A 13,688-nucleotide genomic window follows, 5' to 3' on the forward strand; every position below is an offset into this window, starting at 1 on the left:
CAACATCATCTTCGTAACAGCCGGGCGAGTGTAACCGGCACACCTCGGGCGAAATCCAGCTGACCGTGTCAACCGGCACGAACTGTTATCTCCTTGCTGTTCGGGTGTCATCCGCCCGTCATCCGGCCGGTCGTCGCCGCCTGTTGCAGGGAGACGGGACACGGCGCGGCGGGCTCCATGACGCCCGGTCCGGCCTTGAAGGAACGCTCCGTGTCCGTGAACACGGAAGAGGACACACCCGACTGCGGTGCATCGCCGGTGTCGGACCTCGCGTGGGGAACGACGCGTTCGAAGAGCGCCGCGGTTCCCGGCACCCGCTCGAAAACCGGCCCGCCGAGGCGGGAACCACCCGGTCCCGGGGTGATGCCGGCCGGCGGGCCGTCGGGTCCGGGTCTGTGCGGGATGTGCGCGTGCGGGGCGCCGGCCGGGAGACCGGTGCCGGGCGGCGGTCCGGCGGCCGTGCGGTCCGGGCCGGCCGGTGACCCGCCGCCGGTCGCCGTCCGGTCGCCGTCGTGGGGGGCGGGCCCGTTCCGGGCCGCCTGCCCGCCCTGCCCGCCGTGCGGTGCCGGGCCCGCCGCATCCGGCAGCCGGGGCACATGGTCGCCCCGGGCGATCTGGACGACCCGTGTCACGCGCGGCGCCGCAGGCTCGCGTGCCGGCGGTCTCCAGCGGGCCACCCCGCAGGGCACCGCGTCCGTGACGTACGGCAGCCACAGCTCGCCGTCCTCCGTCCACACCCCAGCGCCCGTCAGCCACCCCTCGGGTGCGGGCAGATGACACAGCCGGCGTTCGGCGGGACGCCACACGGCGATCCAGCTGCCGAACGGCCCGTCGCAGCGCAGCGCCACCGCACAGTGCTCGGGGGTGAGCGCCTGTCCGGGCTGGATCGCGAACGGGGTCAGGGTGCAGTCGGACGGATGCAGGCACTCCGGGAAACGGACCGGCAGGGTGCTGCCGAGCACCCCCCATCCCAGACGCTCCTGCCCCGGACAGGGGGCGTCCGAGGAGATGAGCAGCAGGCCGCTGTCCGGGTCGGCGAGCAGCAGCCGGTCGTCGCTGTGCGGGGCGATCTGCAGCAGCGGCGAGACGGCACCGCCGTTGTCCAGGTCCACCACCACCGCCTTGGTGCGCCCCTCGGCCCGTCGGTCCAGGGCGAGCAGCCTGCCGGAACGGTCCAGCCAGGCGCCGCCCGAGCAGTGGCCGGACACCTCGGCAAGGTGCTCGGGCCCGAAGGTGCCGCCGGCCACCTGCCACACCGCCGTCGAGTGCGGGCCGACCGCGATCGCGTACGCCCGCTCACCGCCGGGCGCGGGCGGCAGCAGCCGCAGCCGGGTGCCCTGAGGGCATTCGACCGCGCCCAGCGGAACCTCACCGGTGCCGGGGCCGGCCGGATAGAGCAGGGAGAAGGTGTGCCGGCCGGCGATCAGCCGCCGGACGAGGACCCGGCCGTCGCTCATCGGCTGCACCTCGGTGCCGGGTTCCTCGGGCTGGTTGCCGGGCAGCGGCACCGCGTACGGCTCCGGGCCGTCCAGCGTCCAGCGCTCCGGGTACCAGGAGTCGCCGCTGCGGGCGAGCCGGGCGGCGTAGGCGCCGTCCGCCGTGATCGTGCAGTCTGCCGGCCGTCCGCCGGCCCGTGCACCGGCCGCCGGGGGCGGAGGACCTCCCTGTCCGGACGCCTGTCCGGACGTCGCGCCGAGCTCCGGAGCGGTACGGAGTGTCATCACTCGCTCACCTCCGGTGAGGACGCTAGTTTTCGGTCGCACACACGGAGGACCGGCGGGCGGGTGCTTCACACATACGGGTGGCCGCGGAACGATTCCGTTGAAGAAATCAGGACAGATGTGCTGCGAAAACCAGCACGGGTGTGCGGGGCGCTGCGGCGGCCGCGGCGGGGCGCCGGCAGCGGTTCAAGCAGGCCGGACACCCGGTAGCCTTGCACTCGTGCCCCGTCTGTCTGAAGTCATCGCCGCGCTGGAGAATCTGTGGCCCGCCGAGCGTGCCGAGTCCTGGGACGCGGTCGGCACCGTCGTCGGCGACCCCGGTCAGCAGGTCACCCGCGTGCTGTTCGCCGTGGACCCGGTGCAGGAGATCGTCGACGAGGCGGTGAAGCTGGGCGCCGATCTGCTCGTCACCCACCACCCTCTCTTCCTGCGCGGCACGACCACGGTGGCGGCCTCCACGTTCAAGGGCCGCGTGGTGCACACGCTCATCAAGAACGACATCGCCCTGCACGTGGCCCACACCAACGCCGACACCGCCGACCCGGGCGTCAGCGACGCCCTGGCCGGCGCGCTGGACCTCAGGGTCGTACGGCCGCTCGTCCCGGATGCCACCGACCCGGCGGGCCGCCGCGGACTGGGCCGGGTCTGCGAGCTGGACCATCCGCTGACCGTGCGGGAACTGGCCGACCGGGCCGCCGCCCGCCTGCCCGCCACCGCGCAGGGCATCCGCGTGGCCGGCGACCCCGAGGCCGTCGTGCGCACCATCGCCGTCAGCGGCGGCGCCGGCGACAGCCTCTTCGACGCCGTCCGGGCCGCGGGCGCCGACGCCTTCCTCACCGCGGACCTGCGCCACCACCCCGCCTCCGAGGCGGTCGCCCACAGCGGGCTCGCGCTGCTCGACGCGGCGCACTGGGCCACCGAGTGGCCCTGGTGCGAGCTGGCCGCCGCCCAGCTCGACGAGATCTCCGACCGGCATGGATGGGACCTGCGGGTCCACGTCTCCAGCACGGTCACCGACCCCTGGACCGCCCACGCGGCGTCCAGCACCACCGACGATTCCCTGGGAGCCCCGAACTGAACGCCGCGCCCGCCGACCAGATCCGACTCCTCGACGTCCAGGCCCTCGACGTCCGCCTGCAGCAGCTGGCGCACAAGCGGAAGTCGCTGCCCGAGCACGCCGAGATCGAAGCGCTGAACCGGGACCTGACGCAGCTGCGCGACCTGCTCGTGGCCGCGCAGACCGAGGAGAGCGACTGCGCCCGCGAGCAGACCAAGGCCGAGCAGGACGTGGACCAGGTGCGCAAGCGCGCCGCCCGCGACCAGCAGCGCCTGGACTCCGGCGCGGTCACCTCCCCCAAGGACCTGGCCAACCTCCAGCACGAGATCGCTTCCCTCGCCAAGCGGCAGGGCGACCTGGAGGACGTCGTCCTGGAGGTGATGGAGCGCCGCGAGTCCGCGCAGCAGCGGGTCGCCGAACTGACCGAGCGCGTCGCCTCCGTGCAGGCCAAGGCCGACGACGCCGCCGGCCGGCGGGACGCGGCCCTGCAGGAGATCGACGCCGAGGTCGCCTCGGTGACCAAGGAGCGCGACGTCGTCGCGGGCACCGTCCCCGCCGACCTGCTCGGGCTGTACGACAAGCTGCGCCGGCAGCACGGCGGCATCGGCGCGGCCAAGCTGTACCAGCGCACCTGCCAGGGCTGCCGTCAGGAGCTGGCCATCACCGAGCTGAACGAGGTCCGTGCCGCCGCCCCCGACGCGGTCGTCCGGTGCGAGAACTGCCGCCGCATCCTGGTGCGCACCGCCGAGTCGGGCCTGTAGGAGCGGCGTGGTGCGGGAGTTCGTGGTCGAGGCCGACGGCGGATCGCGCGGCAACCCGGGGCCCGCGGGCTACGGGGCCGTCGTCCGGGACGCGGCGACCGGGGAGACCCTGGCGGAGGCCGCCGAGTACCTGGGCGTGGTCACCAACAACGTCGCCGAGTACCGCGGCCTGCTGGCCGGCCTGCGCGCCGCCCGCGACCTGGACCCGCGGGCTACGGTGCACGTCCGCATGGACTCCAAGCTCGTCGTGGAGCAGATGACCGGCCGCTGGCGGATCAAGCACCCGGACCTCAGGCCGCTCGCGGCCGAGGCGGCCCGGGTCTTCCCGGCCGACCGCGTGACCTACGAGTGGATCCCGCGCGAACGCAACAAGCACGCCGACCGCCTGGCCAACGAGGCGATGGACGCGGGCACCCGGGGCGAGACCTGGTCCCCGCCGGCCTCGCCGGCAACGACGCCACAGGTGGACCCCTCACCGGCGGACACGGCCGCCCCCAAGGAGACGCGTACCGCCGGCACGTCCGCCGACCGCGACGTCCAAGCGGCCCGCACCGTCGCCTCCCCCGGGTGGGCGCCCGCCGACCTCGGCGCGCCCGCCACCCTCGTCCTGATGCGGCACGGCGAGACCCCGCTCACCCCGCAGAAGCGGTTCTCCGGGAGCGGCGGCAGCGACCCGTCCCTGTCCGCGATCGGCCGCGAACAAGCGGAGAAGACCGCGGCGGCACTGGCCCGGCGCGGCACCATCCAGGCCATCGTGGCGTCCCCGATGGCCCGCACCCGCGAGACCGCCGGCATCATCGCCGCCCGCCTCGGCCTGGACGTGGCCGTCGAGGAGGGGCTGCGCGAGGTCGACTTCGGCGCCTGGGAGGGCCTGACCTTCGCCGAGGTCCAGGAACGCTACCCGGACGACCTGAACGCCTGGCTGGCCTCCCCGGACGCCCGGCCCACCAGCAGCAGCGAGAGCTTCGCCGGCGTCGCCGCCCGGATCGCCGCCACCCGCGACACACTGGTCGCGGCCCACGCCGGCCGCACCGTGCTGCTGGTCACGCACGTCACGCCGATCAAGACGTTCGTCCGCCTGGCCCTGGGCGCGCCGCCGGAGTCCCTGTTCCGCATGGAACTCTCGGCGGCCTCCCTGTCCGCGATCGCGTACTACGCGGACGGAAACCCGAGCGTCCGCCTGTTCAACGACACCTCGCACCTGCGCTGAGCCCGGCCGCCTCACGGGCCAGCTCCTCGATCCGGGCCCAGTCACGGGCGGCCACCGCCTCCGCCGGAACCATCCAGCTCCCGCCGACGCAGCCGACGTTGGGCAGCGCCAGATACTCGGGGGCACCGGCCGGGGTGATGCCCCCGGTGGGGCAGAAACGGGCCTGCGGCAGCGGTCCGGCCAGCGCCTTCAGCCAGGCGGTGCCGCCGGACGCCTCGGCCGGGAAGAACTTCATCTCCCGCACCCCGCGCTCCAGCAGCGCCATCACCTCGGACACGGTCGACACCCCCGGCAGATACGGCAGCCCCGACCCGGCCATGGCCGCCAGCAGCCTCTCCGTCCAGCCCGGACTGACCAGGAACCGCGCCCCGGCGGCCACGCACGCGCTCACCTGATCCGGCGTGACGACCGTCCCCGCGCCCACCACCGCCTCGGGCACCTCGGCGGCGATCGCGCGGAGCGCGTCCAGGGCGGCCGGGGTCCGCAACGTCACCTCGATCGCCCGCAGCCCGCCCTCCACCAGCGCACGCGCCAGCGGCACGGCGGCCGCAGCCTCGTCGAGCACCACGACGGACAGCACCGGAGCCAGATCGAGCACGGAGACGGACGCGGACACGGCGGACCGCGCCTCGGGGAGGGAAGAGGACATGGCCCTCATCCTGCCGACGCACTGCACTCCCCGCAAAGGCCGTTGCGCATGTCGCAACGACACCTCGGCGTCGTGTCTCTTGCTCGATGCTCAGCGCGGGCCGCCGACGTGTGTCACTGGCGCGGTCACGGACGCGGACACAGACGCGGTCACGGTGCAGGCCGTCAGTGCAGGTTCCTCACGACCACATCCAGCCCCCACGCCTTCCCGGCCTTCGCCGGCGGCTCCGCCTCGACCGTGAACCCGAGATCGCGCAACGCCACCACCAGTTCGGCGGGGTCCTTCGGAACGGCCCCGTCGGCCAGCAACGCCCGCACGATCCGCCCCTTGGTCGCCTTGTTGAAATGGCTGACCACGGACCGCTTCTCCACACCGTCCATGACCCGCGCGTGCAGCACCCGCACCGTCGCGGTACGCCCCGCGACCTCGCCCTTCGGCTTCCAGGCGGCCGCATACGCCGAGGACCGCAGATCCAGGACCAGCCCGTCCCCGGCCGCCTCCGGCAGTACGGAGGCCATCGGCGCCCTCCAGTGCGCCGCCAGCGCCCCGAGCCCCGGCAGCTTCACCCCCATCGAGCAGCGGTAGGAGGGAATCCGGTCGCTCACCCGGGCCGCACCCCACAGCCCGGAGAACACCAGCAGCGACCGCCCGGCACGCTCCTGGGCGGAGGCATCCAGCGAGCCGAGACCGAGGGCGTCGTAGAGCACACCGGTGTAGATCTCCCCGGCGGGCCGCGTGCCCGCCGTGCGCAGGGCGGCGTTCTTGGCCACCTCGCCCCGCAGCCCCTCGCTCAGCCCGAGCACCTCCCGCGCCTTGTCCTCGTCACCGGCGCACAACGCGACCAGCTCGTCGAGCACGGCCCGGCGCGCCTCGGTCAGCCCCGGCAGGGACAGCGACTCCAGCTGAAGCGGGGCACCACCGCCCGCGGGGGCCTTGCCTTCGGACGGGGGCAGCAGCACGAGCACGGGGTCTCTCTCCTTCTCCTGCGCTCCTTCTCCGGCGCACTGAGCGCCAGGGTACTGAGGGCGACGGAGGGGCGGTCCTGTGCCACGATCGTCAAGCCCCTCACCCTTCCCGAGCCCTTCGCCTTCGACCTGCGCACCGAGGACTTCCTCTGACCCCGGATACGCAGGGAACGGTGCGGGCTGCGCGCCCGGTAGCATGGTTCGCACGGCAGACGAGCCGGGCGGACGGCCGCGTGGAGTTCCCGCAAGGGGACTCCCCGAGGAACGTCCGGGCTCCACAGGGCAGGGTGGTGGCTAACGGCCACCCGGGGTGACCCGCGGGACAGTGCCACAGAAAGCAGACCGCCGGGGACCTCGGTCCTCGGTAAGGGTGAAACGGTGGTGTAAGAGACCACCAGTGCCCAGGGTGACCTGGGCAGCTAGGTAAACCCCACCCGGAGCAAGGTCAAGAAGGAGACACCTCGGTGTCTCTGCGCGGATGCTCGAGGGCTGCCCGCCCGAGTCCGCGGGTAGACCGCTCGAGGCCGGCGGCAACGCCGGTCCTAGATGGATGGCCGTCGCTCCAGGGCCCGCGAGGACCCTGGAGAACAGAACCCGGCGTACAGCCCGACTCGTCTGCCGCTACCTGCGGCTTTGCCTGAGAAAGGGCCTTTGGCCTGCAGCGAAAGGCCCCGTGGCGGCTGTGACCCCCCGCGTCGAGTACGGCATCCGGCGCCCCGCCACTCTGGACGTTTCTGACCCTGTCGACCAGATCTCTGAGCAGGCCAGCCGAATCAGTGCTGCGTACGACGCCCTGGCAGATCCGCCTCTTGAGCGGACGGCGCAGCATCTGTTGGACCGGACAGCTATGCACCAGAGTGCTCGTAGCCGTCCGCTCGTGTCGGTGGCCGTGTCATACGTCCCGAACCGAACACCTCCGCAGGAACCGAGTGTTCTCGGCAGGGTGAACGGGAGCCGCTGCGGCAACGGGAACGAGAGCCACCTTGCTCCATCCGTGAAGAGGATGGATGCGACACAGGTCCATGATCGGAGACGGGATCGGGAGCCGCCTCCATCGGGTGACTTCCGACGCGGTGGCGATAGGGCGCGGGCTGTCTGGGTTCCTGATGGCCAGGGTGCCGGTAGCTTGGCGGTCCCGGGTCCTCTCGCGCTGTGTCCGTGACAGGCATGGCGCTGGAGGATCCGTCTCTGGGAGATACAGGGGTACGACGCCCGGTGACCCGCGGCCGCACCTGGAGTGCGGCTGCGTTCCAGGTGCCGGGATGCGCGGACAGGTTTCGGCCACTGGCCCGCCTCTCGGCGAGGTGAGTGCCGTTCACGCGGCAGGCGCTGCTGGAACTGAGCGCGATCACCGGTGTCCGCCTGTGCCGTATGCCGTGACAGGCCACGTTCGCACGTCTTTCCCACTGGAGCACACATGACCACCTTCGTCCCCGAAGCGACCGGCATCGAAGGTATCGCGAACCTCGACCCGGAGCCCGCCTTCACCCCGCTCGCCGAGCGCAGCAGAGGCGGTGTCAGCCAGATCGTCCTGCCTAGCGGGCACACCGCCCTTCACCTCACCCGCTACGCGGACGTGCACCGGGTCCTCACCGACCCTTCGTTCGGCCGCGCCGCCACCAACACCGAGGACGGCCCCAGCTTCCTGCCGACGATCATGCCGAAGGAGCTGCTGCTCAACCTGGACGCACCCCACCACGCGCGGATGAAGACCTTCGTCAACGCCGACTACAGCGCGTCCGGGGTGGAGCAGTTGCGGCCCATCGTGCGGGAGCTGGTCAGGGAGAAGGTGGCGCGCCTGCGCACCGAGGAGCACCCGGACCTGTACGCGACGGTCCTCGACCGGCTGCCCGCGGAGGTCAACGGGCGCTTCCTCGGCATACCCGACGAGGACATCCCGTTCTACCGTCCGCTCGCGCACACGGTGCAGATCGCCTCCCACCAGAACGTTCCCAAGCTGGTGGAGGACTTCACCGCTTTGTACGGGTATCTGACGGATCTGGTGACCGGTGCCCGGCCGCGTGCGAAGGGCGGCCTGATCGACCGCTTCGTGGCGGCGCGCAGCACCACGGAACCGCCGCTCAGCGACGCCGAACTGGTGGGCATCCTGCTCGGCTCCGTGCTCGGCACGGACCAGAACGTGCTGTCCGTCGCTGCCAAGGTCGTCTACGTGCTGCTGTGCCGGCCCGTGCTGTGGCAGCGCCTGGTCGCCCGTCCCGAGGACACCGGTGCGGTCCTGGACGAACTGATCCGGCTGATCCCGCTGGGCAACATCTCCGCCTTCCCCCGGCTGGCCACCCGTCGGGTGGAGGTCTCGGAGGGGGTCATCGAACCGGGCGACGTGGTGTACCCGGATGCCTTCCAGGCCAACCGGGACCCGGCGATCTTCCCGGACCCGCTGGTAGTCGACCCGGACCGGAAGGGCAAGCGGCACCTGCAGTTCGGCTACGGGATGCACCACTGCATGGGTGCGGCGCTGGCCCGCATGGAGATCGGCGAGCTGCTCACCGTCCTCGCCGCGGAACTGCCCGGCCTGGCCCTGGCGGTCGCCCCGGAAACACTGCCGTGGGACAGCGGGGTGATCCTGCGCCGTCCCACGTCGCTCCCCGTGCGCTGGTAGCGGCGTCTCGCGACGGCCACCGTGGTCCCGTCCGCGCGCACCGGTCGCGTGCGGACGGGACCACGGCCGCAGGAGGCGTGACCGGCGGACGTCGCGGACCCCGAGGGCGCGGGCAAACCACTTCACACGTGCTGCGCTTCCCGCGAGAGGGCTTCCGTGCCCGGCGGCACCGGGTTGTCCGCCAGGAGCCTGAGCAGGCCCGGGAAGCGGTCCGCGATGTCCTGTCGGCGCAGTTGCGCGCAGCGGCTGTTGCCGCGGTCGACCTGCCGGATCAGACCGGCTTCCCGGAGGATGCGGAAGTGATGGGTGCGGGTGGACTTCGACACCGGCAGCCCGAAGGACGTGCAGGTCCGCTCGGTGTCCTCGACCTGGCGCACCAAGGTGGCCATCACGTGGTAACGCAGAGGGTCGGACAGGGCCTTGAACACGGTGAGGAGATCCATCTCCTCGGTGGTGGGGTGCCCTTCGGCGTCCGGCATGCCCGAGCTCCTTACAGATCCGCTGCCTCTTCCTCGCACACGTAAAGGTACTACTTGCGTCCGACCTTGGTCCCGTGCCAGCCTAAGGTACGATAGAAACCGTACCTCCGGGGTGGTCGTTTCCGCATGGTCGCGCACCGCCGCCCGCCGCCCCGAAGAGACGTCCGCTCAAGGAATCCGGAGCCTTCCGTGGCCTCATCGACCACCGATCCCGTGTCCTCCTCGCCTCCCGCTGCCGCGGACGAGCGCACCGCAGCGGCAGCGCCGGGCGGCACGGGACTGACCCTGTTCGCCGTGCTGCTCGCGGTCTTCGTCGTCCCCACATCCATCTCCGGCACCGCGGTCGCCTTGCCGGACATCGGCGCCGACACCGGCGCCGGCTCGGCCTCCCTCCAGTGGGTCGTCAACGCCTTCAACGTGGCCTTCGCCTGCTTCACCCTCGTGTGGGGAACGCTCGCCGACCTGATCGGCCGCATCCGCGCCTTCACCCTGGGCGCCGCGGTCTTCGCCGCCGCCTCCCTGGTGTGCGCCCTCGCCCCGAACATCTACGTGCTCGACGGCGCCCGCGCCCTGGCCGGCCTGGGCGGCGCCGCCATCTTCGCCTGCGGCAGCGCCATCCTGTCCTCCGCCTTCGACGGCCCCTCCCGCGCCAAGGCGTTCGCCCTGTTCGGCACGGTCGCCGGCATCGGCGTGGCGCTGGGCCCGACCGTGTCCGGCCCGGCCGTCGACGCGCTGGGCTGGCGCTGGATCTTCGGCCTGCAGGCCGCGGTGCTGGCCGTCGTCCTGCTGTGCGTGCCGGCGATCTCACGGCGCTTGCGGGAGCAGCCTGCCCGCACCGGCCGCCTGGACGTGCGCGGCGCGGTCGTCTTCGTCGCCGCCATGGCCGCCCTGACCTACGGCATCGTCCAGGGCTCCGCCTGGGGCTGGGCCGCTCCGGGCACCCTGGGGCTGCTGGTCCTCGCCCTGGTGCTGCTGGCCCTTTTCTCCGCCCTGGCCAAGCGCACCGAGGTACCGCTGCTCGACGTGTCGCTGCTGCGCAACCGCGGGTTCGTCGCCTACACCCTGGTGCCGGTCGCCGCGTCCTTCGGCTTCGTCACCCAGCTCACCTACCTGCCCTCGTACCTGGCCACCGTCGCCGGGTTCAGCGCCTCCACCGCGGGCGCCACGATGCTGCTGCTCACCCTCCCCGTCCTGGTCCTGCCCATGGTGGGCGCCAAGCTGGTCGAGCGGGGCATCCCGCCCATGGCCGTCGTCCTGGCCTCACTGGTGTGCCTCGTCGTCGGCGACCTGGGACTGCTCCTGATCGGCCCGGACGCCTCGTTCGCCGTGATGGCACCCGCCATGCTCGTCACCGGCGCGGGCATGGGCCTGTCGGCCGGACTGGTCGACGGCCAGGCCCTGGAACTGGTCGAACCCGCCAAGGCCGGCATGGCCGCCGGCTTCATCAACACGCTGCGCCTGGGCAGCGAGGCGATCGCGGTCGCCGTCTTCGGCTCCCTCCTGGCTTCCTTGGCAGCCAGCCGTTCCCCGGCCGACCCGTCCGGCGGCTACGACAGTGCCTTCCACACCCTGCTGTGGGCGATGGCGGCGGTCTGCCTCGTCCTCGGCGTCCTGGTGATCACCCTGACCCGCGGCTCCGGCCGCACGGAACAGGCCGGGTGGCCTCCTCCTCCCGTCGCGGCGCCGAGCGCGCCGCCCAGCGCGTTCCGGTGGCCGTCGTCGGCGGCGGACCGGTCGGCATGCTCGTCGCCGCCGAACTCTCCCGGTACGGCGTCCCGGTCACGGTCATCGAAAAGAACCCCGTCACACTCGACGTCCCCAAGGCCGGCACTCTGCACGCGCGTACCGCCCAGACGCTGAGCCGCCGCGGTTACCTGCCCGCGACCGAACCCGCCCCGCACCTGCTCGGCAAGGAGCGCACCCAGCCCTTCCACTTCGCCGGACTGCCCTGGCTGACGATCACCGGCCCCGCGGTGGAGGGCGAGCCCATCGTCGGCCGGTCGCAGGGCGACTTGGAGCGCCTCTTCGAACGCGTCGCCCTCCAGCACGGAGCCACCGTCCTGCGCGGGCACCGCGTCGTCGCGCTGGAGCAGGACGAGGAGGAGGCCACCCTCACCCTGGACGGCCCCGACGGACCCTCCCGCCTGCGCGCCGACTACGTCGTCGGCGCGGACGGCGCCCGCAGCCTGGTGCGCGAGCAAACCGGCATCACCTACGAGGAACACCTGCCGCGCACCCAGGCCGTCCTGGGCCTGGTCGACCTCGACGACCCTTACGCCGCGCCGCCCGGCTGGACGGTCACCGAGCGCGGCTGGACCGTCATCGGCCCGAACCCGCACGGCCCCAGCCGGGTCGCCGCCTTCGACTTCGCCGGTCCCCGGCCCGACCGGCACACCCCGTTGACCCTGACCGAACTCCAGGCCACCGTCTCCAGGATCGCGGGACGGGACATTCCGATGCGCAACGCCCGCTTCCTGGACCGCTTCAGCGACTACTCGCGGCTCGTCCACACCTACCGCAGCGGCCGGGTGCTGCTGGCCGGAGACGCCGCCCACGTCCACTTCCCGGTCGGCGGCCAAGGACTCAACCTCGGCCTCCAGGACGCGGTCAACCTCGCCTGGCGCCTCGCCCACCACCTCCAGGGCTGGCCCAGCGCGAACCTGCTCGACGACTACACCGTCGAACGCCGGCCCCCGGCCGCTCGCACCATCGACAACACCCGCGCCCAGCTGGCCCTCATGACCCCGGGCGCGGCCCACGACCCGCTGCGCGCCCTCTTCACCGACCTGCTACGCAACCCGGCGGTGAGCAGGCAGCTCGGCGACATGATCAGCGACCAGGACGTCCGTCTGCCCGGCTCCCCCGGGCAGTCCCCCTGGACCGGGGCCTTCCTCCCGAACATCCCGCTGCTCGTCGACGGCCGCCGCATCGGCGCGGTGAACCTGCCCCGATCCGGCCGCATCCAGCTGCTCCTGCTCGACCCGGCCACGGCGGCCGACCTGGAGAAGGCCGCCGCCCCCTGGCAGAAGGCCGTGGACGTCGTGCACGCCGAGGCGGAGATCCCCCTGCCCTTCACCGCCCTGCTGCTGCGGCCGGACGGCTACCTCGCCTGGACCGGCGACGGACCGGCCGCCGACGGCAGGGAGCTGGAACGCGTCCTCGACTCGCTCCTCGGGCGACGCGTCCCGGCCCCCTGACCCCACCCATCCCGTCCGCAGCAAGCCCACTCCCGGAGGTCTCACGTGAAAGGAAGCCGCATCACGGCCCTCGGCCACTACCAGCCCGCCCGCGTCCTCACCAACCACGACCTGGAGCAAATGGTCGACACCGACGACGCCTGGATCCGCAGCCGCGTGGGCATCCGCACCCGGCACATCGCGGACGACGACGAGACGGTGGACTCCATGTCCGCCCAAGCCGCCGCGAAGGCACTGGCCAACGCGGGTGTCGCGGCCGACGACATCGACCTGGTCCTGGTGGCCACCTGCACCGCCGAGGACCGGGTCCCCAACATGGCCAGCCGCACCGCGGCCCGGCTCGGTATCCCGCATCCCGCCGTCCTCGACATCAACACGGCATGCTCGGGCTTCAGCCACGCCCTCGCCCTGGCCGACCAGGCCATCCGCACCGGTTCGGCCACCCGCGCCCTGGTCGTGGGCTCGGAGAAGTTCTCCTCCGTCACCGACTGGACCGACCGCACCACCTGCATCCTCGTCGGCGACGGGGCGGCCGCGGCCGTGGTCGAGCCGTCCGCCACCGCGGGCATCAGCCCCGTCGTATGGGGCTCCTTCCCCGACAAGGGGTCCGCCGTACGGATCGAGGGCACCCCGGCCCGCTTCGCCCAGGAGGGCCAGACGGTCTTCCGCTGGGCCACGAGCGAGCTGCCCGCACTGACCCGCACGGTCTGTGAACGGGCCGGCGTCGCGCCGGAGGAACTGGCCGCGGTCGTCCTGCACCAGGCCAACCTCCGGATCATCGAGCCGCTGGCGGCCCGGCTCGGAGCCGTCAACGCGGTGGTGGCCACTGATGTCACCGACTCCGGCAACACCTCCGCGGCCAGCGTCCCGCTCGCGCTGTCCAAGCTCCTGGCCGAGGGAGCCGTCCCCTCAGGGGCCTCTGTCCTCCTCTTTGGATTCGGCGGCGGACTCGCCTACGCCGGACAGGTCGTCACCGCCCCCTGAGTACCACCCCGGCCCCGGCCGGCACCGGCGTACCCGATCACGCGA

The 13,688-nt window shown here is 72.7% G+C and carries 10 protein-coding genes, 1 other RNA gene and 1 pseudogene; 8 read left to right on the forward strand and 4 right to left on the reverse strand.

Features of this window, described 5'->3' with window-relative positions; all coding sequences use genetic code 11:
• Positions 1–107: 107 nt before the first annotated feature.
• Positions 108–1,721: a hypothetical protein gene (locus IE286_RS15880; protein WP_189797383.1), complete on the reverse strand. Its 1,614-nt coding sequence runs from the start codon at positions 1,719–1,721 to the stop codon at positions 108–110.
• Between the two features lie 220 nt (positions 1,722–1,941).
• Between IE286_RS15880 and IE286_RS15885 the strand changes: the two genes are divergently transcribed.
• The 3 genes from IE286_RS15885 to IE286_RS15895 are packed head-to-tail and all read left to right on the forward strand — an operon-like array spanning position 1,942 to position 4,749.
• Positions 1,942–2,799, forward strand: coding sequence for a Nif3-like dinuclear metal center hexameric protein (locus tag IE286_RS15885; RefSeq protein WP_189797384.1), 858 nt, complete (start codon positions 1,942–1,944; stop codon positions 2,797–2,799).
• The gene (locus IE286_RS15890; protein ID WP_189797489.1) at positions 2,796–3,539 is read left to right on the forward strand and encodes a zinc ribbon domain-containing protein; all 744 of its coding nucleotides are present in this window, start codon (positions 2,796–2,798) and stop codon (positions 3,537–3,539) included. Before IE286_RS15885 ends, IE286_RS15890 begins: the two co-directional genes overlap by 4 nt.
• 10 nt (positions 3,540–3,549) lie before the next feature.
• Positions 3,550–4,749: a bifunctional RNase H/acid phosphatase gene (locus tag IE286_RS15895; RefSeq protein WP_189797385.1), complete on the forward strand. Its 1,200-nt coding sequence runs from the start codon at positions 3,550–3,552 to the stop codon at positions 4,747–4,749.
• Here IE286_RS15895 and eda read toward each other — a convergent pair.
• On the reverse strand, positions 4,724–5,398 hold the full coding sequence (gene eda / locus IE286_RS15900) for a bifunctional 4-hydroxy-2-oxoglutarate aldolase/2-dehydro-3-deoxy-phosphogluconate aldolase (protein ID WP_189797386.1): 675 nt from the start codon (positions 5,396–5,398) through the stop codon (positions 4,724–4,726). The genes IE286_RS15895 and eda overlap by 26 nt on opposite strands.
• Before the next feature lie 164 nt (positions 5,399–5,562).
• Positions 5,563–6,363 carry a peroxide stress protein YaaA gene (gene yaaA / locus IE286_RS15905; protein ID WP_189797387.1) on the reverse strand — a complete coding sequence of 267 codons (801 nt, stop codon included), beginning with the start codon at positions 6,361–6,363 and terminating at the stop codon, positions 5,563–5,565.
• Positions 6,364–6,576: 213 nt separating this feature from the next.
• On the opposite strand from yaaA, the gene rnpB reads away from it, so the two are divergent.
• An RNA gene (rnpB, locus tag IE286_RS15910) (RNase P RNA component class A) lies at positions 6,577–6,981 on the forward strand.
• Positions 6,982–7,780: 799 nt separating this feature from the next.
• Positions 7,781–8,983 carry a cytochrome P450 gene (locus IE286_RS15915; RefSeq protein ID WP_189797388.1) on the forward strand — a complete coding sequence of 401 codons (1,203 nt, stop codon included), beginning with the start codon at positions 7,781–7,783 and terminating at the stop codon, positions 8,981–8,983.
• 122 nt (positions 8,984–9,105) lie between these two features.
• On the opposite strand, the gene IE286_RS15920 is transcribed toward IE286_RS15915, so the two are convergent.
• Complete coding sequence (locus IE286_RS15920; protein WP_189797389.1) at positions 9,106–9,462, reverse strand: ArsR/SmtB family transcription factor; 357 nt, start codon at positions 9,460–9,462, stop codon at positions 9,106–9,108.
• Between the two features lie 189 nt (positions 9,463–9,651).
• On the opposite strand from IE286_RS15920, the gene IE286_RS15925 reads away from it, so the two are divergent.
• The 3 genes and pseudogenes from IE286_RS15925 to IE286_RS15935 all read left to right on the forward strand — a co-directional run bounded on the left by IE286_RS15925 (position 9,652) and on the right by IE286_RS15935 (position 13,643).
• The gene (locus IE286_RS15925) at positions 9,652–11,322 is read left to right on the forward strand and encodes an MFS transporter (protein ID WP_229862875.1); all 1,671 of its coding nucleotides are present in this window, start codon (positions 9,652–9,654) and stop codon (positions 11,320–11,322) included.
• A pseudogene (locus tag IE286_RS15930) lies at positions 11,217–12,659 on the forward strand (FAD-dependent monooxygenase); the annotation flags it as partial. The gene IE286_RS15925 and the pseudogene IE286_RS15930, both read left to right, overlap by 106 nt.
• Before the next feature lie 45 nt (positions 12,660–12,704).
• A complete protein-coding gene (locus IE286_RS15935; protein WP_189797391.1) occupies positions 12,705–13,643 on the forward strand; it encodes a beta-ketoacyl-ACP synthase III in 939 nt (312 codons plus the stop codon).
• The last annotated feature ends 45 nt before the right edge of the window (positions 13,644–13,688 follow it).

Source organism: Streptomyces thermodiastaticus, assembly GCF_014656135.1.
Classification (GTDB): Bacteria; Actinomycetota; Actinomycetes; order Streptomycetales; family Streptomycetaceae; genus Streptomyces; species Streptomyces thermodiastaticus.